Genomic DNA, 24,474 nt, shown 5'->3' on the forward strand with positions numbered 1-24,474 from the left:
CTCGGCTCAATAGTGGTTCACGCAATCCGATAGCGCTTCAACACCTTGCCCAATCCACGGCCATCGCGCACGGTTTCCGCGTGCAGGCCAGCGGCGCGTGCGCCGCGCACATTGGCGAACAGGTCATCGACGAACAGCGTGCGCGAAGGCGCCACGCCGAGGGCCTCAAGCGTGCGCAGGAAGACCTCCGGTGCGGGTTTGCGCAGGCCGAAATCGGCGCTGCAGAACACGCGTCCCTGCAGCGCAGGGAACAGTTCCGGCAGCAGGATGGGCAGCGCCTGCACCATCAGCGCGCCATTGTTGGTCAGTACCGCCAGTGGCAGCTGCAGGACCTGCAGCCGCTGCAGCACCGCGTGCTGCGAATGGCTGGCCGCCTGGCGTGCGGCGATCCAGCTGGGTACATCGACGGTCCTGCCCAGGCACTCCCCCAGCCGCGCCAGATAGGCCGGACCCTGCAGCGTGCCGTTGTCATGCGCCGCTTCCAGTCCGCTGTCGAACAGCGCCGCCTGAACTGCGGCAGGGGTAACATCCAGTACCTGCGCCAGGTGCAGCACGCGCTGCGCGCGCTGGTACTGCACCAGCACGCCATCCACATCCAGCAGCAACAGGTCGATCCGCATCGGTCGAGCATGCCATTGCAGTGAGTGCGCGAGGAACCCTGGAGTGGGCATGCGACAGACGGTCGCAGACGCGGCCGCAGGGGCCTGCCTAGAATGGCGCTTGAATCCGCAGGAGAGGCAACGATGAAGGCTTGGTGGGTGGCAGTGGGACTGGGCGCGCTGATGCTGGCGCCGTCGGCGATGGCGCGGGTGTGTGCAGTGAGCATCGACAGCACCGACCAGATGAGCTTCAGCACTCGCGAGATCAAGCTTGCCGCCGACTGCACTGCCGTGGACCTGACCCTGCGCCACACCGGCAAGCTGGCCACTACCGCGATGGGCCATAACTGGGTGCTGACCCGCACTGCCGATTACCAGCCGGTGGCACTGGCAGGCATGCGCATGACCCTGGCCGACAGCTACCTGCCGAAGGCTGACAAGCGCGTGCTGGCGCACACCAAAATAATTGGTGGTGGCGAGACCACGCGCGTGCGCTTTTCCACCCAGGGCCTGCAGAAGGGCGGCGACTACACCTTCTTCTGCTCGTTCCCCGGCCACTTCGCGATGATGAAGGGCAAGTTCGTCTTCGGTTGAAAAAAGGGGACGGAGGGGATTAAGTCGTTTGTGCATAAACGACTCAATCCCCTCCGTCCCCTTTTTGTGCCAACCAAGGTTGGCACCTACCAGAGGGTGTCTCAGCCCTTGGCGGCCTTGAATGCTACGCGTGCGGCGGCGAGGGTGGCCTCGATCACGGCATCGTCGTGCGCGCTGGACAGGAAACCGGCCTCGTACGCCGACGGCGCCAGGAACACGCCCTGCTCCAGCATCGCGTGGAAGAAGCGGTTGAACGCTGGGATGTCACAGGCGGTGGCCTGCGCATAGGTCTCCACCTTCTCATCGGTGAAGAACAGCCCGAACATCGCGCCCACGCGGGTGGTGGTCACCGCCACGCCGGCTTCGGCGGCGGCCGCTTCCAGACCGGCGCACAGGCGTGCGGTGCGCTCGGCCAGGTCGGCGTGGAAGCCCGGCTGCCGGATCAGCTCCAGCATCGCCAGGCCAGCGGCCATCGCCACCGGGTTGCCGCTCAGCGTGCCGGCCTGGTAGATCGGGCCGGCCGGGGCGATCTGCTGCATGAGCTCGCGGCGACCGCCGTAGGCGCCCACCGGCATGCCGCCGCCGATGATCTTGCCGAAGGTGGTCAGGTCCGGGGTGATGCCGTAGTGCCCCTGCGCACCGCCGAGGGCAACGCGGAAGCCGGTCATCACTTCGTCGAAGATCAGCAGCGCGCCGTGTTTCGTGCACAGTTCGCGCAGGTGCTGCAGGTAGCCCTCTCGCGGCGGGATGCAGTTGGCGTTGCCGACCACCGGTTCGATGATCAGGCCGGCGATGTCATCGCCCTGCTGCTCGAACAGCGCAGTGGCCGCTTCGAAGTCGTTGTAGGGCAGGGTCAGGGTCAGTTCGCTCAGCCCGGCCGGGACGCCCGGCGAGGTCGGCACGCCCAGGGTCAACATGCCGCTGCCGGCCTTGACCAGGAACGAGTCGCCGTGGCCGTGGTAGCAGCCTTCGAACTTGACGATGCGGTTGCGGCCGGTGGCGCCACGCGCCAGCCGGATCGCCGACAGGGTGGCCTCGGTGCCGGAGTTGACCATGCGCACCATCTCGCACGACGGCACCAGGCGGGTGATGGTCTCGGCCATGGTGACTTCGGCCGCGCATGGCGCGCCGAACGACAGGCCGTTGTCGATCGCCTTCTTCACCGCCTGGCGTACCGCCGGATGGTTGTGGCCGACGATCATCGGGCCCCAGGAGCCGACGTAGTCGATGTAGCGGTTGCCATCGACGTCGTACAGGTAGGCACCGTCGGCGCGTTCAACGAAGAACGGCTCGCCGCCGACCGACTTGAACGCGCGCACCGGCGAATTGACGCCGCCCGGCAACAGCTGCTGGGCGCGGGAGAACAGGGCGTGGGACTGGTCGTGGTTCATGGGGCTTTCCTGGGCATTACGCGAACTGGGCGAGGTAGGCGCGCTGGGTCGCGACCGGGTCTTCGGCGGCGAACACGCTGCTGACCACGGCGACCAGATCGGCGCCGGCGTCGATGATGGGACCGACATTGTCCGGCGTCAGGCCACCGATCGCCACCCGCGGCACGCCCAGTGCGGCGCTTTGCCGCAGCAGGTCGGTATGGGCGCGGCTGGTGGTGATCTTGGTGGTGGTCGGGAAGAACGCGCCGAAGGCCACGTAGCTGGCGCCGGCGGCCACGGCCCTCTCGGCATTGGCCAGCTGGTCATAGCAGGAGGCGCCGATGATGGCCTCGGGGCCGAGCAGGGCGCGCGCGCTGGGGATGTCGCCGTCGGTGCCGCCCAGGTGCACGCCCGCCGCGCCCACGGCCTTGGCCAGCGCCGGGTCGTCGTTGACGATCAGCGGTACGCCGTGGTCTGCGCACAGTGCCTGCAGCGCGGTGGCCTGCTCCCGCCGCAGCGCGTCGCTTGCGGTCTTGTTGCGGTACTGCAGCCAGGTGGCGCCCGCGGCCAGCAGCGGCGCGGTACGGGCCAGCAGGCGTGTGGTATCGGGCTCGTCCGGGGTGATCAGGTAGACGCCGCGGGGCGCCGGGGAAGCAGAAGTCATCGATGGCTACCGGTGAGTGGACCGCGATGGGACAATGGCGGCCCGTGAATCCAGTCCTGATTATCCGATGAGCGATGCCACCCCCACCACCTTGCGCACCTGGATGTGCGTGGTCTGCGGCTTCCTGTACAGCGAAGCAGAAGGCTTGCCGGAGGAAGGCATCATGCCAGGGACGCGCTGGGAGGACATTCCCGAGACCTGGACCTGCCCGGATTGCGGGGTGACCAAGGCTGATTTCGAGATGGTCGAGGTCGATTGATGAGGGTAGGTGTGGACTGTCGGTCCGCACACCGCCTCCCTCAATGCAGCCGCGGCATAGGCCCGCCGAGGTCGATCAGCTTCTCGCGCAGCCACTGCGCGTCGCTGGCTTCCGGGTTGCGCTTCAGGTACTGGCCCAGATCGTGGCGGGCACCGGCCAGGTACTCCAGCTGCAGGTAGGCCAGGCCGCGGTCGCGCAGCGCATCGTCCTGCTCCGGGGCCAGCTTCAGCAGGCGGTCGGCACTGCGCGCGGCGCGGTCCCACTCGCCGGCTTCGGCATACACGCCGTGCAGGTTGCGCAGCATGCGCATCAGGATCGCGCGCGCGGGCGCCGGGTCGAGGATCTGCGCCAGCACCTGGTCGTCGGGCATCTGCCCGCCCAGGTGTGACTTGGCCCGCTCGCGCAGTTCGTCCACGTCCAGCGGCCGGCCGCCGTTGAACGGGTCCATCACCAGCACGCCGTCGTCCACCGGCAGGCGCACCAGGAAGTGGCCGGGGAAGGACACGCCATCGAGCGGAATACCCAGCCGGCGCGCGACTTCCATCTGCACCAGCGCCAGCGAGATCGGGTTGCCCAGGCGGCGCTCGAATACCTGGTTGAGGTAGCTGTTGCGCGGGTCGTAGTACTCGTCGTGGTCGCCGCTGTAGCCCAGCTCGTCGAACAGGTGGCGGTTGATCGCCGCCATCTTCAGCGGGCTGTTGTCGATGCTCTCCACTTCCGAGCGGAGGTGCTCGACATGGCTCTGGATCAGCGCGTCGTAGGTGGACGGCTGCAGATCGGGGTATTCATCGCGCGCGATCAGCAGCGCGGTCGGCAACAGTGGCAGCGCCTCGTCTTCGAGGTCGGCCAAGGCATCCCAGTCGGGGAGTGTGATCCGGTCCTGCATGGCCACAGACTGGCGTCATTCGCAGGCGGTTTCAAGCGGTGTCGCGTGAAAAATTCAGGGGTCAGATCCCTTTCGCTTGCGAAAGGGATCTGACCCCGGTCGGGTTGGATTGCCGGCCAGCGGCCGGCACTACCGTTATTTTTCGATGCCCGGACCGAATTTCAGCTCCGTGCCGTCCTTGAGCTGCAGCTTCTCGGCCTGGCCGGCGTTGAGTTCCAGCACATAACGCGCCGGGCCGCCGCTGGGATAGGGCGGGCACATGTCGCCGGCCGAGCACGGCGGTACGTCGCGCTGCTGGCTGACCAGCTTGCGCTGGCTGTCGAAGTAAAGGATGTCCAGCGCGATCTTGGTGTTCTTCATCCAGTACGCCTGCATTTCCTCGCGGTCGTGGATGAACAGCATGCCGTGGTCGGCCGCCATCTGGTCGCGGAACATCAGCCCGCGCGCGCGGGTTTCATCGTTGGTGGCCAGCTCGACCTGGTAGCGGGCGCCGTCCAGCTCGACCCAATGGCGGGCCGCGTCGGTGGCGCAGCCGGCCAGGGCCAGCAGCGGAAGCATCAGCAGCGAACGCAACAGCGACATTGTCAGGATCCTTGGGAAGGGTCAGAGCACGACCGGCGGCTCGCCACCGACGATCACCACATCGGCGCGACGGCGCGCGAACAGGCCGACGCAGACCACGCCCGGCAACTGGTTGAGCTCGCGCTCCAGCTTTTCCGGATCGGTGATCTGCAGGTTGTGGATGTCCAGGATCTGGTTGCCGTTGTCGGTGACCACGCCCTCGCGCCAGGTCGGCTGGCCGCCGGTCATGTCGCGGATCTGGCGGGCGACCAGGCTGCGCGCCATCGGGATCACTTCCACCGGCAGCGGGAACTTGCCCAGCACCGGCACCTGCTTGCTCGGGTCGACGATGCAGATGAAGCGCTCGCTGGCCTCGGCAATGATCTTCTCGCGGGTCAGTGCGGCGCCGCCGCCCTTGATCAGGCACTTGTTCGGGTCGCACTCGTCGGCGCCATCGACGTACAGCGACAGGTTGCCACTGTGGTTCAGCTCGATCACCTCGATGCCGTGCTGCTTCAGGCGTGCGGTGCTCTGCTCGGAGCTGGACACGGCGCCCTTGATGCGGTGCTGGATGCGGGCCAGGGCATCGATGAAATAGGCCACGGTGGAACCGGTGCCGACACCGACGATCATGCCGTCTTCGACGTACTCGATGGCTTTCTCGGCGGCCAGGCGCTTGGCTTCGGACATGGGAAGAACTCTCAGGCGGGGAATCAGGATTTCTTTTCCAGCGACAGCAGCAGCTTCCACTGCGCGGCGGTCACCGGGAACACCGACAGGCGATTGCCCTTGGCAACCAGCGGGAAGCCCTCGCCGAGCTCGTCAGCGTGCAGCTTGATCTCGTCCAGCGCGATCACCTGCTTGAGCTTGCGGTCGAAGGCCACGTCCACCAGCATCCAGCGCGGGTTTTCGCGCGTGCTCTTGGGGTCGTGGTAGTCGGATTTCGGGTCGAACTGGGTGTCGTCCGGGTAGGCTGGGCTGGCGACGGTGGCCAGGCCGACGATGCCGGGCACCTTGGTGTTGGAGTGGTAGAACAGGATGCCGTCGCCCACCTGCATGCCATCGCGCATGAAATTGCGCGCCTGGTAGTTGCGCACCCCGTTCCAGGGTTCGACCTTGACCTTTGCCAGGTCATCGATGGAGAAGGCGTCCGGTTCGGACTTCATCAGCCAGTAGCGCTTGCGGGCGGTCATGCGTTCACGGGGGCAGCGGAGGGGAACAGGGTGCCGTCTTCGGTGCAGATCGCATCCACCGGCACGTCCCACGACGCCACCGGCAAGGACTCGACCTGCTGCACCGCGAACGCAGCACCGACCAGCCAGGGCGGCGCCGGCCGGTCGTGGCGGAAGGCGAAGCTGCGATCATACCAGCCGCCCCCCATGCCCAGCCGGCGGCACTGTGCGTCGAAACCCACCAATGGGGTCACGACCAGCGCCATCCGTTCCGGTTCCAGGGTGTCTTCCACGGCCACGTCCGGCTCGGGGATGCCATAGCGGTTGCTGGTCAGCGGATGCCCGGGCCGCCATGGTGCGAAGCGCAGCACGTCGCCGGCCAGCACCGGCAGGCAGTAGGTGAGTCCTTCGGGCAGCTGCAGCTGCCAGCGGTGCAGGGCGATTTCGCCATCCAGCGCCCAGTAGCCGGCCACGGCGCCTTCGCGCGGGGCGAACGGCAGGGCGAGCAGGGCATCGGCAAGCGATTCGGCGGCGGCGATGCGCTTACCAGCGTTAAGGTCACGGCGGCGTTGCCGCAGGTCGTGGCGCAGGGCCTGGCGCGGGTCGGTCATGGCAGCGAGCGGCAAGGATCAGCCGTCATTGTGCCGGAAAGAACAAGGGCGACGCCCGAAGACGCCGCCCTTGCTGGAATATTGCATTCTCCGCAATGTCGATGCATGCGAAACGACCTTGAACCCGGGGGCTCAAGTGGGAACGCTGGAGAACCATCGGGCTTCCCGCTACAAGGCGGACCTGCACTCCCGGCGCTGTCGCGCTCCCGGTGTCGTTCTTAAGGGACAAGGCGAATGTTTGCACATGCCGTCGAGTACCGCAGAGAACGCGTGGCCATTATAGCCAGCACGCAGGATCTGGATAGGCCGTTCGTCGGCAACAGTCCGTGCCAATTCAGACAAGCAAAAAGGGGACGGAGGGAATTAAGGCGTTTCCAGCACGGAAGGGGCGAATGCGCCTTAATTCCCTCCGTCCCCTTTTTCTATGGGGTGCCGTCGATGGCGCGGTCCAGGCGCCGGTTCAGGTCGGCCAGCGTCTGCTGCAGCGCCACGGCCTGGCGGGCGTTCTCGTCGCGCAGCAGCTGCAGTTCGTGGGCCAGGTTCAGCGCGGCCAGCACGGCGACGCGGTCGACGGCGGCCATGCGGTTGCTGCCGCGGATCTCGCGCATGCGCGCATCGAGCAGGCGCGCAGCAGCCATCAGGCTGTCGCGTTCGTCGCCGCCAACGCCCACGGTGTATTCACGATCGAGGATGCGGACACTGACCGGTTCGGCGCTCATGTGTGCTGCTCCAGGGATTTGAGCCGGCTGATCATCGCTTCCACCCGCGAGCGCGCCTGTTCGTTCTTGGCCAGCAGCGTCGAGCGCTCGGCCACCAGCTGTTCCTGCTGGTGGCGCAGGCTGCGGTTCTCCTCGGCCAGGCGCTGGTTGCGTTCAAGCAACGCGTCCACGCGGGCGGCAAAGTCCTGCAGCTGGGCAAGGGGATCGGCGGGTTCCATGCGGGCACGATAGGCAAGCCGGGTGAGGGCGGTCAAGCGCTGTCGCAGCAAGGCCGGACGGCCACGAGAGGATGACGCAGGGTTGCTACACTACAGGGTCTCACGGGCGCGCGCGTGCGCACCCCGGGTTTCCTTATTCCGAACGAGCCGCACGATGACCGAACTTCCCTCCGTCGACGACGTTACCCGCGCCAGCCAGGCGCTGGGCCTGGGCGCTACCGCTGCCGAGCTGCACGGAGCGCTGTGCGGCTGGCTGGCCGCCGGCGGTGCCCCCGGCAACGATTGGCCGGCGCGCGTGCTGGCCGACGACACCCTGCCACCGGTGGCCGCCGACAGCGTGCTGGGGCAGCTGCTGCAGGCCACCATCAAGCAGCTGGAAGACCGCGACTTCGCCTTCGAACTGCTGCTCGCCGACAGCGACGACGTGTCCGCGCAGGCCGATGCCATGTTCAGCTGGACCCGCTCGTTCCTGGGCGGCTTCGGCCTGGGCAGCGGCGGCCGCCGCCCGGCCCTGTCCGAAGAGGGCGAAGAAGCGCTGACCGACATGGCCAGCCTGGCGCGTGCGTCCAGTGAGGATTTCGAGGCCGGCGGCGATGACGACGACGAAGCCCTGTCGGAGATCGAGGAATTCATCCGCGTGGCGGTGCTGCTGCTGCACGGCGACGTGGTGCTGGCCGCGCGCCATCGGCAGCGCCTGAACTGATGGATATCAAGCAGCGCACCGGCATCGCGGCCGGCGAATACAAGCGTCGCCGCCGCCAGCTGATGGACATGGCTGGCGAGGATGCGATCCTGGTACTGCCGGCCGCAGCCGAGAAGGTGCGCAGCCTCGATACCCATTATCCGTTCCGCCAGGATTCGGATTTCCAGTACCTGACCGGCTTCCCGGAACCGGAAGCGGTGCTGGTGCTGATTCCGGGCCGCCGCCATGGCGAGGCCATCCTGTTCTGCCGCGAGCGCGATGCCGAGCGCGAGGCATGGGACGGCAGCCGCGCCGGCCAGGAAGGCGCGGTAGCGCAGTACGGCATGGACGATGCCTACCCGATCGATGATCTGGACGACATCCTGCCGGGCCTGTTGGAAGGGCGCTCGCGCGTCTACTACCACTTCGGCCGCGACGCCGACTTCGATCTGAAGCTGATCGGCTGGGTCAACCGCGTGCGTTCGCAGGTACGCCACGGTGCGCAGCCGCCACATGAGTTCCTGGAGCTGGGCCACCTGCTGCACGAGCAGCGCCTGTTCAAATCCGGCGCCGAAGTGGCACTGATGCACCACGCCGCACAGATCAGCGTGCGTGCGCATCTGGCGGCGATGAAGGCCGCCAGGGCCGGCATCCACGAGTACGAGCTGCAGGCCGAGCTGGAACGCGTGTTCCGCGCCAGCGATGCGGTGCCTGCGTATTGCAGCATCGTCGGTGCCGGCCGCAACGGCTGCATCCTGCATTACCGCGACAACAACGCGCGGTCGCGCGATGGCGAGTTGGTGCTGATCGATGCAGGTGCCGAGTACCGCGGCTACGCCAGCGACATCACCCGCACCTTCCCGGTGAACGGCCGCTTCAGTGCCGAGCAGCGCGCGCTGCACGACCTGGTCGGTGAAGCGCAGGCGGCGGCGCTGGCCCAGGCCAAGCCGGGCGTGCCCTACGAGGCCGGCCATCTGGCCGCAGTGCAGACCTTGACCGAGGGCCTGCTGCGGCTGGGCCTGCTGAAGGGCACGCTGGAAAAGAATCTGTCCGAAGGCCTGTACCAGCGCTTCTACCGGCACAAGACCGGCCACTGGATCGGATTGGACGTGCACGATGTAGGCGATTACCGCCTCGCCGGTGATTCACGCCTTCTGGAGCCTGGCATGGCGTTCACCATCGAGCCGGGGCTGTACATCGGCGTGGACGACACGACGGTGGAACCGCGTTGGCGCGGTATCGGCATCCGCACTGAAGACGATGTGCTGATCACCGATGACGGTCATCGCGTGCTGACCGAAGGCCTGGCGCGCAGCGCCGATGAGATCGAAGCGGTGATGGCGGGGTAGGGTGTTTTTCTGCAGGGCTTGCGGCCCTGCACCCGCTGCAAGCCGAAGCAACGGCAACGGCCGAAGCAAGAGCGGCATTGCGTGGGATGGCGGGGCGGTGTGGGTGGTCAGGACACGCCGTAAACCCATCCATGGGGGCTCGATGGCGCCATCCATGGCGCCAACGGTCCTGCCCACCCACACCGCCCCGCCTCTGACAGATCCCGTGCGCTGTCGGTGGGTGCCGACCGTTGGTCGGCACATCTGTCTGACATCGAATGAATCATCCACGCATGGCGTGAATCTACTGGCAATTGCGGTTGTTGGCGCGCGCGGCTGTTGGTGGGTGTCGACCTTGGTCAACACAGAGCGAGCGCAGCAAGCGACCCGCTTTTGCTTTTCTTTTCCTTTTCCGTGGTTGGACGCGCGCAGGAAACTGTCAAAGGTGGGGCGGGTGGGCCATGCAGGGGCGTTGGCGCCATGGATGGCGCCATCGAGCTTACAGGGACGTACTTGCAGCGTCCCCTGCATGGCCCACCCGCCCCACCAAGCGCGGCTTTTGCTCCAAGCGTCAAACCACGAGGGGCTCAGCCGTTCGCCGCCGCAAACGCCGGCCGCGTCAGGTTGTCCGCCTCGCCATCAGTGCACAGCACTTCGTCTTCGATGCGGATGCCGCCATACGGACGGAAGAAGTCCACGCGGTCCCAGTTGATCGCATCGCCGTGGCCGGCGTCCTTCACTTCGTTCAACAGCATGTCGATGAAGTACAGGCCCGGTTCGATGGTCACCACCATGCCCGGTTCCAGCACGCGGGTCAGGCGCAGGTACGGGTGGCCCGCCGGGCGCTCGATGCGGCCGCCTTCGTCGCTGGCCGCGAAACCGGCCACGTCGTGCACCTGCAGGCCGATCAGGTGGCCGATACCATGCGGGAAGAACGCGGCGCTGACGCCGGTCTCCAGCGCGGTCTGCGGCGAGACCTTGATCACGCCGAAGTCCTTCAGTACGCCCATCAGCGAAAGATGTGCGTCCACGTGCAGCTGCTTGTAGTCGCAGCCCGGGCGCACCGCTGCGCACATCCGCTGCTGGGCGGCGTCGACGGCGGCGATCATCGCCGCAAACTCGTCGTGGCTCTGCGCGGCGTAGGTACGGGTGATGTCGCTGGCGTAGCCGTGGGCACTGGCGCCGGCATCGATCAGGAAGCTGCGCAGCGGCTGCGGTGCCTTGCGGCCCAGCTCGGTGTAATGCAGCACAGCGGCATGTTCATTCAGCGCCACGATGTTGCCGTACGGCAGCTCATTGGCATCCTGGCCGACTGCCTGGCAGTACGCCATGTGGATGCTGAACTCGTCGGCGCCATTGCGGAATGCGGCCTCCGCAGCGCGGTGGCCGCGCACGCCCAGCACCTGGGCCTGGCGCATCAGTGCGATCTCATACGGTGTCTTGCTGCCGCGGTGCCATTCCAGGTAGTTCACCACCGGCGCCGGGTTGTTCGGTACGTAGTTGCCCAGCGCGCTCTGCGGCTCGCCGAGGATCGCGCAGCGCGATGGATCGGCCGGCAGCAGCGCCAGCGCGTCTTCCGGCTTGCGGATGATGTGGATGTCGAAGTGATCCACCCACCAGCCGCTGGGGGCATCCGGCACCACGTGCCAGTAGTCGAAGGGCTGGTGGAAGATCACCGCCGGGCGCTTGCCGGGGCTGAACACGATCCAGCTGTTGGGCACGCGGGTCAGCGGCAGCCAGGCCTTGAACTGCGGATTGACCGCGTACGGGTAGTCGCGATCATCGAACACCTGGTAGTGCAGAGTGCCGCTGGGCACCACCAGGTGGTCGAAGCCGCCGCGGGCCAGCGCCTGTTCGGCACGTCGGCACAGCACGGCCAGGTGGTCGGGATACAGGGCGCCGGGGTCTTGCTGGATCATTGCGGTGGCTCGACACGGAAAACGGCCCTAGATTCTGCCGCATAGCGGGAAAAACCGCTGTGCTGGAACCGGCACTCAGGCCGTCGAAACCGGCCCCTCGTCGCTGTCTTCGCCCACCCACTGGCGCAGCAGCTGCCGATGCTCGCGCGACAGGGTGAGGAAGCGGAAGCCGGTCCAGCTCTGTCCGGGGGCGTGTGCGGGTTCGCTCCACAGCAGGTGCACGCCCACGTCGATGTCCTGGTGGCGGCCATCGCCCAGCGGCAAGGGGAAGCGCAACTGGTACAGCGCATCCTCGCGCAACGGTGCGCTGGCCAGCATCAGCATGCCGGTTTCGGAGATATTGCCGAGCCGGCCGACCACGCTTTCGCGCATCTGGTCGGTGACCGGTACCAGGTCCGAGACCTGGCGGCGCGGCGCGCGGCGGGTATCCTGCGGCGGTTGGGTGATCATGCGGAAGTCTCCTGCGTATGGCCGGCCGCCAGTGCACGCAATGCGCCAAGGCTGGCCTCCCAGGCACGGTCAACCAGCCGGGCCTTGTCCTCAGTGACCAGCTGCGCCTGGCCGGCACTGATCTGCCGGGCCAGCGTATCCAGGTCGGTATCGGCGATCTTCTGCCCGCGCGGATTGACCAGCAGGGCGTGGCCGGTCAGCAGGCTGTACCAGGACAGGCGCTGGCGGCGCAGTGTGCCATCGCCGGTATCGATGTCGAACCAGCTGCCGAAGGGCAGGGAGGACAGCTGCTGGTAAGCGGCTTCCTCGGCACTGCTGCGAGGTGTGGCGGGCGTCGTGCCGGCGGCCGTACCGGCGTGCTCGCCCAGGCGCGCGCGTGCCTTCAGGCGGGCACTGAGTTCGGTACGCGAGGTGCTCTCGTCCTCGCCGCCAGGCGTGGCCAGCCTGCGTGCGACGGCGGCGGCTTCCTCGGCGTGGTAGCCGACCTGCAGCAGGGCGGCCTCGACCTCGGCAGCAAGCGTTGCATCGGTGCCGCCGGGTGCATCAACGGGTTGCGCGGTGATGGCGGCGATGCGTTGGGTCTGCTGCAGGCGTTCCTGCCACTGCGGTGAATCGTCGCCGTGGCGCAGGCGGGTCAGGGTGAGGGCATCGGCCCAGGCCTGGCGCAGCAGGGTCTGCACGAAGCGGGGCGGCTCCTGCGCGTCGCAGCACTGGTCGATCTGTGCACTGGCCTGGCGCCGGGCCAGCTCCAGCCGCTCCTTGCCGCGTGCAGCTTCCACATGGCGGCGCTCGGCCAGCTCGGCGCGATGCGCTGCGGCGCGCTGATGCTGCTGCACTTCCTCGTTCGCGCTGGCGAAGGCCTCCGGCGCCCGCGCATCCTGGCCCAGCAGGCCCTGCACGCTCTGTGCCATGCGCTGCAGCAACTGCGGGTCGACATCATCGTCGCCCAGCCAGTTGGCGCCGACTTCGGCAATCTGGTTGAGCAGTTCGCGCGCGGGGTGCTCGTCGCGCACGAAGAAGCCGGGGTCGGCCATTGCCGCACGTGCCAGCGGCACCTGCAGGCGCGCCAGCAGGGCGGCCGGCACCGGGTCCGGACGCTGCTGCTGCTGCACCTGCTGCATCAGCATGCGCAGCAGGTCGAGGCTGTCGCGGTCGTGGCTGCCCAGCTGGGCCTGCGTGCCATGCTCGCTGCGCAGTTGCGCCACCACGGCTGCCTGCAGGTCGGCTACGCCGGTGGCGGCGCTGGACTGCGCCTGCAAGCGTGCGAGGACCGCATCCACGGCCGCGCTCGGCACTGCATCGCGATCCGCAGGTGCTGCGCTGGCATGGCGTGCCTGCTGCAGCAGCGCATGCAGCGCGCTGCCCGTGGAGGTGGTCAAGCCCGGCAAGGCCGCGCCGGCCGTGCTGTCATCCTGGAAAGCGTCCTGCACCAGGCTCGACCAGGAGCCGGCCGGTGCCGATCCGTTCCAGCCGGTCAGCGGCGCGGCGGCACGCTTTGCCGGCTGCGTGGCGCGACCACCGCCCACCGACTGGGTGATGATCCGCCGGGTGCTCGATGAACGCGCCAGATAGGGGGTGTAGACCAGGCCGGGCAGCACGCCATGCTGGGCCAACAGGGCATTGGCACGGTCGAGGATGTCGCCCAGGCGTTCCAGCACCTGGCGTTCGAAGCTGCGGTACAGCGCCAGCTGAACGTCGACAGTGAGCGAATCCTGTTCGGCAATCCGGCGCAGCATGGCGCACAGTGCCTGTGGTGCCAGCGGCAGGGTGTCGGCCTCGAAGGCCGGTGCCGCCGCCAGTACGCCCAGGCGTTGGCCCAGCAGGTTCAGCGTGTTGGTCGAACGCAGCGTCTCCCTCCGCACCATCTCGGTCAGCAGCAGGTCGCGGTCCACTTCATGTTCATCGACCAGCGACAGCCCGAGCATGCCGGGCTGCGGCGGCGGCGTGGAACCGGGGCTGAAGTGGGCCGTGGGTTCGCGCAGCCGTATCAGCGCATCGGCCACGGCATCAAGCATGCGGTCAGCGAAATGACCGGAGAAGGCATGCAACTGGCCGCGCTGGGCCATCAGCTCCGCCTGCAGCTGCGGATTGCGCGCGCGATCCGCGTCGTGCAGCAGCGTCTGCTCCAACGCTTCGACGGTCAGGATCAGCGGCGCGGCCAGCGTCTGCCGGCACAGGCCGATCAATGCGCCCAGCAGCTCACGCACCCGCGGTGGCAGGTCGCTGGCGGCCAGGCGGGTTTTGTCGGCAGAGGTAATGGAAAAGACAGCTGACATCGGCGAGCGGTACCCGGATTCCCGCGGATCGATCTTGTGAATCTACCGTGTCGGCCGCAGTCGGCGCTACTTTAGGGTGAACGTGTCTCGCGTCTGCTGGGGAGGGACGACGGATGAACGGTAGTGCCGGTCGCTGGCCGGCAGCGCTGTCTCCACCGGAGTGCCGGCCAGCGGCCGGCACTACCCGCTACGGCGCAAGGTCTATTCCTCCAGGAACAGGCTCACCACATCATTGGTGAATCGGCGGCCCAGCTCGGTTGGCTGTACGTGGCCGTCCGCCACATCCAGCCAGCCGCGCTGGACGGCCTCGGCCAGCGGTGCGTCCAGCACGCTGCGTGGCAGCCCGGTACGCGACTCGAAATCGCGCAGGCCGAAACCTTCGTGCAGGCGCAGCAGGTTGAGCATGTACTCGAACGGCAGCCGCTCCGGCGCGATCACGTCGTCACCACCGAACGAGGCCGGGGTGCCCGCGCTGTCCAGGTAGGCCTGCGGGTGCTTCAGCTTCCAGCGGCGCAGCACGTGTTCTTCGGCACCCGAGCTGATCTTGCCGTGCGCGCCAGCACCGATGCCCAGGTAGTCACCGAAACGCCAGTAGTTCAGGTTGTGCGCACTCTGGCGGCCAGGGCGTGCGTAGGCGCTGACTTCGTACTGGTTGAAACCGGCCTGCGCCAGCAGCGTCTGGCAGTGCTCCTGCATGTCCCAGGCGTTGTCTTCATCGGGAATGCCCTGCGGCGGCCGCGCGAAGAACACCGTGTTCGGTTCCAGGGTCAGCTGGTAGTGCGAGATATGGGCCGGTTGCAGTGCAAATGCGCGTTCCAGATCGGCCTCGGCACCGGCCAGGGTCTGTTCCGGCAGCGCGTACATCAGGTCGATGTTGAAGTTGTCGTAGCCCGCGTCCTGCGCCATCTTCACCGCGCGCTCGGCTTCGCCACTGTCGTGGATGCGGCCCAGGCGCTTGAGCATGGAGTCGTCGAAACTCTGGATGCCGAAGCTGAGGCGGTTCACGCCGGCCGCGCGGTAGCGGTCGAAGCGGCCATGCTCGGCGGTGCCCGGGTTGGTTTCCAGGGTGATTTCGGCATTGGGCGCGAAGCGCAGGCGTGCGCTGGCCTGCTGCAGGAAACGGTCGATTGCTTCCGGCGGGAACAGGCTGGGGGTGCCGCCGCCGAAGAACACGCTGTGCACCACCCGGCCCCAGACCAGCGGCAGGTCCTGGTCGAGATCGCGCAGAAGCGCATCGATGTAGCCATCGAACGGCAGCTCGCCCTTGGCCTGGTGCGAATTGAAATCGCAGTAGGGGCATTTGCGCACGCACCACGGCAGGTGCACGTACAGCGACAGCGGTGGTGGCACCAGTCGCGGCGGGCTGTCGTGGTCAGCGGAGCAGGCTTCGCCCGGCAGGTGGTTGCAGTGGTCGTGGTCGTGCGGCATGGGCTTGTTCGGTAGTGCCGGCCACTGGCCGGCTTCCCTGGTTCGATCGGGTGGCGTCAGTACAGCGTCGCCAGCTGCTGCTTGAGCTGGTGCAGGGCAATGGCACGGTGGCTGATGGCATTCTTCAGTGCCGGCTCCATTTCCGCGGCGGTCAGGCCGTGGGTGGTGTCCAGGAATACCGGGTTGTAGCCAAAACCATTCGTGCCACGCAGCTCGCGGATGATCTGTCCTTCCCAGCGGCCTTCACAGATCAACGGCTGCGGGTCGGTGGCGTGGCGCAGCAGCACGATCACCGCATAGAAGCGGGCGCTGCGCTGGCCGTCGGGAATGTCGGCCATCGCGTCCAGCAGCTTGGCGTTGTTGGCCGCGGCGTTGGTCGGGTGGCCGGCATAGCGCGCGCTGTACAGGCCGGGCGCGCCGCCGAGTGCGTCGACGATCAGGCCCGAATCATCGGCCAGTGCCGGCAGGCCGGTCGCTTCGCAGGCCGCGCGTGCCTTCAGCAGCGCATTCTCGACGAAGGTCAGGCCGGTCTCTTCCACGTCGCCCAGGCCCAGTTCGGCGGCCGAGGTGATCTGCAGCGGCAGGCCGGCGAGGATCTCCTGCATCTCCACCAGCTTGCCGGCGTTGTGGCTGGCCAGTACCAGTTTCTTCATTGACGGGGCTCCAGCAGGTCCCAGGTGTTGCCATACAGATCGCGGAACACCGCGACCGTTGCATAGGGTTCTTCGCGCGGCGCTTCCAGGAATTCGACTCCCGCGGCAAGCATCGCCGCGTGGTCGCGGTGGAAGTCGTCGGTGTTGAGGAAGAAGGCGACGCGGCCACCGGTCTGGTTGCCGATGCGGCTGCGCTGCGCCTCGTCGCTGGCACGGGCCAGCAGCAGGGCGGCGGCGCTGCCGTCGGTCGGGCCGACCACCACCCAGCGCTTGTGGCCCTGGTCGATGTCCTCCAGCAGCGCGAAGCCGAGCTTGGCGGTGTACCAGGCAATGGCTTCGTCATAGTCGGCCACCACCAGGGTGGTCAGGGCAAGGCGCCGGTTCATGCCGACAGCGCCGCCTGCTGCGCGGCCAGCAGCTCGGCCACGCCCTTTTCGGCCAGGCCCAGCAGCGCGTCCAGTTCATCGCGACGGAAGGCGTGGCCTTCGGCGGTGCCCTGCAGCTCGATGAAGCCGCCGCCGTCGTTCATCACCACGTTCATGTCGGTGTCGCAGTCGCTGTCTTCGGCGTAGTCCAGGTCCAGCACCGGGGTGCCGCGGTACACGCCCACCGACACCGCCGCCACTGCGCCCAGGATCGGGTTGCGCTTGATGTCGCCGCGCTTGATCAGCACGTTCACTGCATCAACCAGGGCCACGTAGGCGCCGGTGATGGCGGCGGTGCGGGTGCCACCGTCGGCCTGCAGCACGTCGCAGTCCAGGGTGATGGTGCGCTCGCCCAGCGCGTTGCGGTCCACGCAGGCACGCAGGCTGCGGCCGATCAGGCGCTGGATCTCCAGCGTGCGGCCGCCCTGCTTGCCGCGGGCCGCTTCGCGATCACTGCGGGTATGGGTGGCGCGCGGCAACATGCCGTACTCGGCGGTGACCCAGCCTTCGCCCTTGCCGCGCAGGAAGCCCGGCACGCGGTTCTCGACGCTGGCGGTGCACAGCACGCGGGTTTCACCGAAGCACACCAGCACCGACCCTTCGGCGTGGCGGGTGAAGCCGCGTTGGATGACGACCGGGCGGAGCTGGTCGGGCTGGCGGCCGCTGGGGCGGGAATCGGACATGGTGCGGGTTCCGTAATGGCGAGGGAGTACGCCGCCACGCCCGCGGCCTTCACGGTGCGGGCAAGGGGGCTCTGGTGAGGGCGCTAGGGTACCATTCCCCCTTTGCACGCACCGGACACATTCCATGATTCGAAGCATGACCGCCTATGCCGGCGGCGAGCGGGTCACCCCGTGGGGCACGCTGGGCTGCGAGCTGCGCTCGGTCAACCACCGCTTCCTGGAGGTCGGCACCCGCCTGCCCGAGGAACTGCGGGCGCTGGAACCGCAGCTGCGCGAGCGCATCGCCGCGCGCCTGAGCCGCGGCAAGCTGGATCTGGTGATGCGGTTGCGTGCGCCGGAAGCAGCGGCCAACCTGCAGGTGGACGAGGCCCTGCTGGGCCAGCTCGGCCGCCTGGCGCACCGGTTGACCTCCGATTTCCCCAACCTGCAGGTCAGCTTCACCGAGCTGCTGCAGCTGCCCGGCGTGACCCGTGGCGAGGCCACCGATGCCGCGGCCCTGCAGGCCGAGGCACTGGCCCTGCTGGACCAGGTGCTGGACGGCTTCGTCGAGGCGCGTGAACGCGAAGGCGGCAAGTTGTCGGCGGCCATCAGTGAGCGCGTGGACGGCATCGAACGCATCGCCACCGAAGTGCGCACCTTGATTCCGGCCATTCGCGACGGCCAGCGCGCCAAGCTGGCTGCACGCCTGGCCGACCTGCCGCACCCGGTCGACCCCGGCCGCGCCGAGCAGGAACTGGTGCTGTGGCTGCAGAAGCTGGACGTGGATGAGGAGCTGGATCGCCTCGGCAGCCACATTGTCGAGATCCGCCGCGTGCTCAGGCAGCGCGAGCCGGTCGGCCGCCGCCTGGACTTCCTGCTGCAGGAGTTCAACCGCGAAGCCAATACGCTGGGCTCGAAGTCGGTGGACAGCCGTACGTCCAATGCCGCGGTGGAGCTGAAGGTGCTGATCGACCAGATCCGCGAACAGGTGCAGAACATCGAGTGATGTTGCATCCAGCATTACAGCCGGGGCGCCTTCGGGCGCCCTTCTCATTACAGCGTCTCAGCGGACGCTGACACCCGGCAGGCCCGCGCTCAATCGCCCCACGACGGCTGCCTGGCCGAACCCTGCGTCGTGGAAGCAGGCCAGCACCGCGTCCACCGCTTCCGGGGCGCAGGACACCAGCAGCCCACCGCTGGTCTGTGGGTCGGTCAGCAGCGGCTGCCAGTGTGCCGGCAACCCATCGGCGAAACGCACCTCCGCACCATACGAGGCCCAGTTGCGGTTGGACGCGCCGGTCAAGCAGCCGCGCTGCAGCAGCTCCAGGGCCTGAGGCAGCAGCGGCACCTGTGCGCTGTCCACCTCCGCAGCGACACCACTGGCGCGACACACTTCCAGCAGGTGGCCGAGCAGGCCGAAACCGGTGACATCGGTCATCGCGTGCACACCGTCCAGCGCGGCCAGGGCCACGCCCACGGTGTTCAGGCGGGTGGTCGACGCGATCATCTGCTGGTAGCCGTCGGCGTCCAGCACTTCTTTCTTCAGCGCCGACGAATACACGCCCACGCCCAACGGCTTGCCCAGCACCAGCACATCGCCGGCGCGGGCATCGGCATTGCGCCTGAGCCGCTGCGGGTCGAGCACGCCGATCGCGGCCAGGCCATAGATGGGTTCCACCGAATCGATGCTGTGGCCTCCAGCGACCACGATGCCGGCATCGGCGCAGGCACGCTCGCCGCCCTGCAGGATGCCGCGGATGGTCTCCTGCGGCAGCGTGTTGATCGGCATGCCGACGATGGCCAGCGCGAACAATGGTCGTGCCCCCATCGCGTACAGGTCCGACAGCGCGTTGGTGGCGGCGATGCGGCCGAAGTCGAACGGGTCGTCGACAATCGGCATGAAGAAATCGGTGGTGGCGACGATTGCCTGGCGGTCATCGAGGCGGTACACCGCGGCGTCGTCGCTGGTCTCGCGGCCGACCAGCAGTTCGGCCGGTGCCGGAAGCGCTGGCACGCCGCGCAGCAGTTCGGACAGCACGCCCGGCGCGATCTTGCAGCCGCAGCCGCCGCCGTGTGCCAGCGAAGTCAGTCGTTGCGGGGCATCGGCCGTTGAAGGGGCGGGGGACTGCGCGTGCGTGGCCATGCCGACATCTCCTGCGGAAACACCAATGGCGGAAGGCAGCAGGAGTCGAACCTACCAGGGAACGATCGACGCCCCCTACTGGGTTTGAAGCCCAGCCGCATGCCCGGATGCGCATGCCTTCCGAAAGTACGGCGGCACCGGTGGGCTCAGTCGCGGGCTGCGTTCCACTGCAGGTCGCCGCGCGGCCGATGCTGGTCACCGACGCGTCGAGTGTAGCCAACGCGGTTGAAGAACTCCAAGATCTGGATGCTGCGCTTGCGGCCCAGGCCGATGGCATCGCGGAAGGTGGCCGCATCCACCGTGCCGGTGGCCTGCGACAGCTGCGCGACGATCGCGGCCAGCTCGGCAATGCGGGCCGGTGCATAGAACAGGTCCGGCACTACCTGGAACAGTTCGCCACGCGCGGTAGCGCGGCGCAGGACGGCGCGGACCTCGTCTTCGGCCAGACCAACGTCGGTGGCCAGCGTGCGCACCCACGGTGGATCGAAGCGACCGGCGTGCAGCTGCGGCAGCACGCATTCGAGCAGAAGTCGTTCGCGTTCCGGTGGCGCATGGTCATGGCCGGGCAGGCGCCACCAGGCGCCCACGCGCTGCACGCTGCCGTCGTCCAGCAGGCCTTGCAGCAGGGCATTCCACAGGCTCGCTGCAAGCGCGGGCAGCGTACTGCGCTGCAGGCGCCCGCTATCAACACCGGGCTCGTCCGGACGTCGCTCGTGCCAGCTGCGCAGCGACGTGATCACCTGTTCGCGAAGCGCCTGCCAGTGCGAAGCAAGGATGACCACCGTGTCTTCGTGGGTGACGATGCGCCGCGTGCCCGCAGGAAGATCGATCCGGTCGGCCGCGCGCCGGCAGTAGCGTTGCAGGGCGGCCATGGCTATGCCGAAGGAAGCCTGCTGCAACAGCGGGCCGATTCCCGCACCTGTGGCCAGCTGCTCCAGTGCGCCCAGCCAGGCGAGCCGTGCCTGGCTGCGCCGGCGCCGCTGTGGCGGGTCCGGATCGAGCACGATGCCACCACCCAGCGTGCGGATGGCCGCTGAATCACGGGCGATGAAGCGATCACCGCACATCGCGCAGACCGGTGCATCGAACACCAGTTGCACCAACTGTCCGTCGCCGTGATCGACGTCCTCCAGCAGCACCACATGGGCCTGCCGGTGCATCGTGCCCCAGTGGATGTGCAGCGGCGCCCAGTCGCGCAACGGTGTTGCCAGTGCGGAAAGCCGCAGGCGTACGTCGACGCGACGGGTCGCCAGCAGGGCGCGCGGGTCGGCGATCCAGTCGCCACGGTGGATGTCGTCGCGGGCGATGGCAGCCAGGTTCAACGCACAGCGCTGCCCGGCCATGGCGTGTTCGCTGGCCTGGTTCTGCGCGTGGATGCTGCGTACGCGCACGTCAGTGGCGGCCGGCATCAGCTGCAGATGCTCACCCACGGCAGCGATGCCGCCGTGCACTGCGCCGGTCACCAGCGTGCCGTGGCCGGCCAGCGAGAACACGCGGTCCACCGGTATGCGGAACAGCTCGCTGCGCAGTTCGGCCTGGCGCGTGCTGGCGTTGTCCGACGCCCACGCGTGCAGCTGGGTACGCAGCGCGTTGATGCCAGAATCGTCTGGTGCGGTGCTGTTGCAGGCGAATACGGGGGAATCCTGCAGCGGCGTTCCGGCCAGCAGCGCGGCGATCTCGATCTCGACCCGGGCGATGCGCGCGGCGTCCACGCGGTCGATCTTGGTCAGAGCGACTGCACCGCGATCCACGCCCAGCAACTGCAGGATCGCCAGGTGCTCGCGGGTCTGCGGCATCACACCGTCGTCGGCGGCGATCACCAGCAGGGCGACATCGATGCCGGTGGCGCCGGCCACCATCGTATGCACGAAGCGTTCATGGCCCGGCACATCGACGAAGCCCAGCGTCGCCTCGGCACTCCCGCCGCCTGTGCTTTCCACCGGGACATAGGCATAGCCCAGCTCGATGGAGATACCGCGCGTGCGTTCTTCCTGCAGGCGATCGGTTTCGATGCCGGTCAGTGCGCGCACCAGGCTGGTCTTGCCATGGTCGATATGCCCGGCGGTGCCGACGATCATGCCTGCAGCGTGCTCCATTGCGCGAGGAAGGCGGCTTCGTCGGTGGGTTCCAGGCAGCGCAGGTCCAGCCACAGCGCGTCATCGGCAATGCGGCCCAGCACCGGCCGCGGCAGCTGGCGCAAGCGCTTGGCCAAGCGATCCAGCCCGCCGCGGCGCGCGCTGGTAACGCGCAGTCCGGCGCTTGCCAGCTGCGCCTGTGGCTGCGCGCCGCTGCCGATCTGGCTGTACATCGAGGCCCGTTCAAGCGCGTAGCCGGCGGCCAGCGACGCGCGCATCGGCTGCAGCAGGCGGTGTGCCTGCTCGTCGATGTCATCCCGCAGGCGCGAAAGGCTGCGCAGGGTCGGCAGCCGCAGTGCCAGCCGTTCCGGTTCGCGGTACAGGGCCAGCACGGCTTCCAGTGCGGCCAGGCCCATCTTGTCCATGCGCAGCGCCCGCTTGAGCGGGTTGCGGTTGATCCGCGCGATCAGGTCGGCGCGGCCGGCGATGATCCCGGCCTGGGGGCCGCCCAGCAGCTTGTCGCCACTGAATGAGACCAGGTCGGCACCGGCCGCCAGTGTTTCCTGCACGGTCGGCTCGTGCGGCAGGCCGAAGGCCGCCAGGTCACACAGGCTGCCACTGCCCAGGTCCACCACCAGCGGCAGGCCGTGCTCGTGCGCGATCGCAGCCATCGCCGCAGTGTCGACCTTGGCAGTGAAGCCGGTGATCGCGTAGTTGCTGGCATGCACTTCCATCAGCAACGCGGTACGTGCGCCGATGGCATGGGCGAAGTCGGCCGGGTGGGTACGGTTGGTGGTGCCCACTTCCAGCAGTCGCGCGCCGGCGCTGCGCATCACATCGGGAATGCGGAAGGCACCGCCGATCTCCACCAGTTCGCCGCGCGACACCACCACCTCGCGGCGGTTGGCCAGGCTGTTGAGCAGCAGCAGGACCGCCGCCGCATTGTTGTTGACCACGGTGGCGGCTTCGGCGCCGGTCAGTTCGCAGACCAGCGCCTGCACCCGTGCATCGCGGTCGCCGCGGCGGCCGCGGATGATGTCGAATTCCAGATCGACCGGCGCTGTCATTGCGCGGGTGACCGCCTGCACGGCGGCATCGGGCAACAGCGCGCGGCCCAGGTTGGTGTGCAGCACGGTGCCGGTCAGGTTGAACATCGGCTGCAGGTCCAGGCGTGCGTCGGCCGCCAGTGCGGCGCCGAGCGCCGCGACCAGCGACGGGCCGTTGATGGCCTGTTCGAGGCGTTCGGCCGAGAGCTGCGCGGCGCTGATACGGTCGCGTAGTTCCTGCAGGTGTGCGCGCAGCAGTTGGGTGATGCGGCTGCGGCCGTGGCGTTCGATCATGGCCGACAACGCAGGCAGGCGCAGCAGCCGGTCCAGCGAAGGCAGGGCGGCGGCCGATGCCGGCGTGGCGTGCATGCGTGGCATAGGTCAGTCGCCGTCGGATTGCCACAGCAGCGGGTTCTGGCTGGCGCGCGCATAGCCTTCCTCGGCCAGCAGCAGGTCCAGCGCCAGCGTGCCGAGGTCATCGGCCACCGGCTCCAGTGACGGATCTTTCTCCAGGTACAGGATCTTGCGATAGCTGTGGCAGTGGTCGCAGGTCTCGGCGCGCACCGCACTCTCGCGCACTGCCTCGCCGCTGTCACCGTCCACCTCGGCCAGGGCGCGATAGGCAATGTCCTTGCCGGCGGCGCCGCACTGGCTGCACTGCACGCGCACGTAATGCCACTGGCAGGCACACAGCGAGCACGACAGGTAGCGATAGGCGGCGTAGGGCGGGCGCGCCTGCACCACGCTGGCCACCGGCAGCGTGCCACAGAGCGGGCACAACTCTGGCGCATCGGCCAGCGGCTTCAGGTCGGTCGGATGGAAGCTGGCGGCGAGCACCGCCCAGTACACCTGCAGCGCGTTCATCACCAGCAGCGCAGCGACGGCGTCGACCGAGGGCGCGTCATCGCGTTCCAGCACCGCATGCGCCTGTGCATCCAGCCACGCATCATCAGCGGCGGCGACGCGCTGTAGTTCCTGCCGGGTTTCCACAGGCAGCCCGGTTTCGTCGGCACAGTGCCGGCACAGGGTGCGCAGCCAGTCGCGCCAGCGCCCATCCAGTTGCAGTGTGTTGGCCGGCCGCAACGGCATGCCGGCGCTAGCCGCCGCGCTCGACTGCTGCGCGCGCGCCTGTGCCTGAAGCCCCTCGCGTTGCTGCGGCGTCAACTCATCCAGCAGTGCCTGCTGCGCATCGGCCAGCGCCGCCAGCAGCTGCAGGTAGCCACCGATGGCACTGTGCGCGGCCAGGCTGCGCAGGCGTGCCGCGCGCGTAGCGAACAGTGACCCGGTATCAGGCAGGATGATGCGCGGCACATCGCGCGAGGCGAGCGTCTCGATCTCACCGGGTTCAAGGATGCGTTGCGCCATGTAGGGCCAGCCAGAAGAACCAGGCTCCATCCTCGCTGTTGTCGGCGCTGGCGTCCAGCGTGTTGCCGGCCATTTGAAAGGTTGGGGTCAGATCCGTTTTCCACAGGAAAACGGTTCTGACCCCATCGGTTGGTTGAAAGTGGATCCCGAGCGTTGGTCGGGATTCGATCAGTGCCGACCAACGGTCGGCACCCACCGACAGATCGCGGCCAACTGTCGAAGGCGGGGTGGGTCCGGTTGCGGGAGCGTGAGCCGCATGGATGCGGCGACCGAGCTTACATGGGTGAGGGCGCTTTGCTTGCGAAGCACTGCTTCGCAAGCGCCCGAACGCACAGCCGCCAGCGGCTGGGCCGGGCCCCGGAGGGGTAT

The 24,474-nt window shown here is 68.0% G+C and carries 27 protein-coding genes, 1 tRNA gene and 1 other RNA gene; 5 read left to right on the forward strand and 24 right to left on the reverse strand.

What is annotated here, in order from left to right; all coding sequences use genetic code 11:
• Positions 1–17: 17 nt before the first annotated feature.
• Entirely contained in the window at positions 18–620 is a 603-nt protein-coding gene (locus tag ACM0O9_RS07025; RefSeq protein WP_414603961.1) for an HAD-IA family hydrolase, read from the reverse strand.
• A gap of 123 nt (positions 621–743) precedes the next feature.
• On the opposite strand from ACM0O9_RS07025, the gene azu reads away from it, so the two are divergent.
• Positions 744–1,193, forward strand: a complete 450-nt coding sequence (gene azu / locus ACM0O9_RS07030) for an azurin (RefSeq protein WP_235649121.1) — start codon at positions 744–746, stop codon at positions 1,191–1,193.
• A 101-nt stretch (positions 1,194–1,294) separates the two neighbouring features.
• Here the strand turns inward: azu and hemL are convergent, their stop codons facing one another.
• Together hemL and thiE are read right to left on the reverse strand one after the other, a co-directional pair.
• On the reverse strand, positions 1,295–2,584 hold the full coding sequence (gene hemL, locus ACM0O9_RS07035) for a glutamate-1-semialdehyde 2,1-aminomutase (protein WP_235649122.1): 1,290 nt from the start codon (positions 2,582–2,584) through the stop codon (positions 1,295–1,297).
• Between the two features lie 16 nt (positions 2,585–2,600).
• A complete protein-coding gene (gene thiE, locus ACM0O9_RS07040) occupies positions 2,601–3,227 on the reverse strand; it encodes a thiamine phosphate synthase (RefSeq protein ID WP_005419011.1) in 627 nt (208 codons plus the stop codon).
• 34 nt (positions 3,228–3,261) lie between these two features.
• Here thiE and ACM0O9_RS07045 point away from each other — a divergent pair, with 34 nt between their 5' ends.
• Positions 3,262–3,486 (forward strand): rubredoxin, encoded by a 225-nt coding sequence (locus ACM0O9_RS07045; RefSeq protein ID WP_080104347.1) that lies wholly within the window; start codon positions 3,262–3,264, stop codon positions 3,484–3,486.
• Positions 3,487–3,526: 40 nt separating this feature from the next.
• Here the strand turns inward: ACM0O9_RS07045 and ACM0O9_RS07050 are convergent, their stop codons facing one another.
• The 8 genes from ACM0O9_RS07050 to ACM0O9_RS07085 form a co-directional block, all read right to left on the reverse strand.
• Positions 3,527–4,372, reverse strand: coding sequence for a SirB1 family protein (locus tag ACM0O9_RS07050; RefSeq protein WP_005419007.1), 846 nt, complete (start codon positions 4,370–4,372; stop codon positions 3,527–3,529).
• 135 nt (positions 4,373–4,507) lie between these two features.
• A complete protein-coding gene (locus ACM0O9_RS07055) occupies positions 4,508–4,954 on the reverse strand; it encodes a DUF192 domain-containing protein (protein WP_005419005.1) in 447 nt (148 codons plus the stop codon).
• Positions 4,955–4,975: 21 nt separating this feature from the next.
• Positions 4,976–5,623, reverse strand: coding sequence for a ribose-5-phosphate isomerase RpiA (gene rpiA / locus ACM0O9_RS07060; protein WP_005419003.1), 648 nt, complete (start codon positions 5,621–5,623; stop codon positions 4,976–4,978).
• Between the two features lie 23 nt (positions 5,624–5,646).
• Entirely contained in the window at positions 5,647–6,126 is a 480-nt protein-coding gene (locus ACM0O9_RS07065; RefSeq protein ID WP_005419001.1) for an EVE domain-containing protein, read from the reverse strand.
• Positions 6,123–6,716 (reverse strand): 5-formyltetrahydrofolate cyclo-ligase, encoded by a 594-nt coding sequence (locus ACM0O9_RS07070; protein ID WP_065185333.1) that lies wholly within the window; start codon positions 6,714–6,716, stop codon positions 6,123–6,125. Before ACM0O9_RS07070 ends, ACM0O9_RS07065 begins: the two co-directional genes overlap by 4 nt.
• A gap of 83 nt (positions 6,717–6,799) precedes the next feature.
• A non-coding RNA gene (gene ssrS / locus ACM0O9_RS07075) (6S RNA) lies at positions 6,800–6,985 on the reverse strand.
• Positions 6,986–7,138: 153 nt separating this feature from the next.
• Complete coding sequence (locus tag ACM0O9_RS07080) at positions 7,139–7,435, reverse strand: cell division protein ZapA (RefSeq protein ID WP_005410899.1); 297 nt, start codon at positions 7,433–7,435, stop codon at positions 7,139–7,141.
• A complete protein-coding gene (locus ACM0O9_RS07085; RefSeq protein ID WP_005418996.1) occupies positions 7,432–7,653 on the reverse strand; it encodes a TIGR02449 family protein in 222 nt (73 codons plus the stop codon). Before ACM0O9_RS07085 ends, ACM0O9_RS07080 begins: the two co-directional genes overlap by 4 nt.
• Positions 7,654–7,807: 154 nt before the next feature.
• On the opposite strand from ACM0O9_RS07085, the gene ACM0O9_RS07090 reads away from it, so the two are divergent.
• A complete protein-coding gene (locus ACM0O9_RS07090) occupies positions 7,808–8,356 on the forward strand; it encodes a UPF0149 family protein (protein WP_005418994.1) in 549 nt (182 codons plus the stop codon).
• Positions 8,357–8,361: 5 nt separating this feature from the next.
• Positions 8,362–9,684: an aminopeptidase P N-terminal domain-containing protein gene (locus ACM0O9_RS07095; protein WP_088123875.1), complete on the forward strand. Its 1,323-nt coding sequence runs from the start codon at positions 8,362–8,364 to the stop codon at positions 9,682–9,684.
• A 566-nt stretch (positions 9,685–10,250) separates the two neighbouring features.
• On the opposite strand, the gene pepQ is transcribed toward ACM0O9_RS07095, so the two are convergent.
• From pepQ to rph, 7 genes are all read right to left on the reverse strand, one after another.
• A complete protein-coding gene (gene pepQ / locus ACM0O9_RS07100) occupies positions 10,251–11,582 on the reverse strand; it encodes a Xaa-Pro dipeptidase (RefSeq protein ID WP_065185332.1) in 1,332 nt (443 codons plus the stop codon).
• A gap of 75 nt (positions 11,583–11,657) precedes the next feature.
• The gene (locus tag ACM0O9_RS07105; RefSeq protein ID WP_005418979.1) at positions 11,658–12,032 is read right to left on the reverse strand and encodes a PilZ domain-containing protein; all 375 of its coding nucleotides are present in this window, start codon (positions 12,030–12,032) and stop codon (positions 11,658–11,660) included.
• The gene (locus ACM0O9_RS07110; protein ID WP_414603960.1) at positions 12,029–14,308 is read right to left on the reverse strand and encodes a DUF1631 family protein; all 2,280 of its coding nucleotides are present in this window, start codon (positions 14,306–14,308) and stop codon (positions 12,029–12,031) included. Before ACM0O9_RS07110 ends, ACM0O9_RS07105 begins: the two co-directional genes overlap by 4 nt.
• A 201-nt stretch (positions 14,309–14,509) precedes the next feature.
• On the reverse strand, positions 14,510–15,736 hold the full coding sequence (gene hemW, locus ACM0O9_RS07115; RefSeq protein WP_414603959.1) for a radical SAM family heme chaperone HemW: 1,227 nt from the start codon (positions 15,734–15,736) through the stop codon (positions 14,510–14,512).
• Between the two features lie 56 nt (positions 15,737–15,792).
• Complete coding sequence (rdgB, locus tag ACM0O9_RS07120) at positions 15,793–16,389, reverse strand: RdgB/HAM1 family non-canonical purine NTP pyrophosphatase (RefSeq protein ID WP_164230429.1); 597 nt, start codon at positions 16,387–16,389, stop codon at positions 15,793–15,795.
• The gene (locus tag ACM0O9_RS07125) at positions 16,386–16,775 is read right to left on the reverse strand and encodes a VOC family protein (RefSeq protein ID WP_065185328.1); all 390 of its coding nucleotides are present in this window, start codon (positions 16,773–16,775) and stop codon (positions 16,386–16,388) included. Before ACM0O9_RS07125 ends, rdgB begins: the two co-directional genes overlap by 4 nt.
• Complete coding sequence (rph, locus tag ACM0O9_RS07130; protein WP_053461298.1) at positions 16,772–17,497, reverse strand: ribonuclease PH; 726 nt, start codon at positions 17,495–17,497, stop codon at positions 16,772–16,774. Before rph ends, ACM0O9_RS07125 begins: the two co-directional genes overlap by 4 nt.
• 124 nt (positions 17,498–17,621) lie before the next feature.
• Between rph and ACM0O9_RS07135 the strand changes: the two genes are divergently transcribed.
• Entirely contained in the window at positions 17,622–18,482 is an 861-nt protein-coding gene (locus tag ACM0O9_RS07135) for a YicC/YloC family endoribonuclease (RefSeq protein WP_005418965.1), read from the forward strand.
• A gap of 57 nt (positions 18,483–18,539) precedes the next feature.
• Here ACM0O9_RS07135 and selD read toward each other — a convergent pair whose 3' ends face one another.
• The 6 genes from selD to ACM0O9_RS07165 form a co-directional block, all read right to left on the reverse strand.
• A complete protein-coding gene (gene selD / locus ACM0O9_RS07140) occupies positions 18,540–19,619 on the reverse strand; it encodes a selenide, water dikinase SelD (RefSeq protein WP_053497458.1) in 1,080 nt (359 codons plus the stop codon).
• Between the two features lie 26 nt (positions 19,620–19,645).
• A tRNA-Sec gene (locus ACM0O9_RS07145) sits at positions 19,646–19,741 on the reverse strand.
• 24 nt (positions 19,742–19,765) lie between these two features.
• Complete coding sequence (gene selB, locus ACM0O9_RS07150) at positions 19,766–21,697, reverse strand: selenocysteine-specific translation elongation factor (protein WP_329953522.1); 1,932 nt, start codon at positions 21,695–21,697, stop codon at positions 19,766–19,768.
• Positions 21,694–23,118: an L-seryl-tRNA(Sec) selenium transferase gene (gene selA / locus ACM0O9_RS07155; protein WP_414603958.1), complete on the reverse strand. Its 1,425-nt coding sequence runs from the start codon at positions 23,116–23,118 to the stop codon at positions 21,694–21,696. Before selA ends, selB begins: the two co-directional genes overlap by 4 nt.
• Before the next feature lie 3 nt (positions 23,119–23,121).
• Entirely contained in the window at positions 23,122–24,105 is a 984-nt protein-coding gene (gene fdhE / locus ACM0O9_RS07160; RefSeq protein ID WP_065185325.1) for a formate dehydrogenase accessory protein FdhE, read from the reverse strand.
• The gene (locus ACM0O9_RS07165; protein WP_134955450.1) at positions 24,086–24,301 is read right to left on the reverse strand and encodes a hypothetical protein; all 216 of its coding nucleotides are present in this window, start codon (positions 24,299–24,301) and stop codon (positions 24,086–24,088) included. Before ACM0O9_RS07165 ends, fdhE begins: the two co-directional genes overlap by 20 nt.
• Positions 24,302–24,474: the final 173 nt, after the last annotated feature.

The sequence above is a fragment of the Stenotrophomonas sp. FR012 genome (genome assembly GCF_047520565.2).
In the GTDB taxonomy this organism is placed as follows: domain Bacteria; phylum Pseudomonadota; class Gammaproteobacteria; order Xanthomonadales; family Xanthomonadaceae; genus Stenotrophomonas; species Stenotrophomonas sepilia.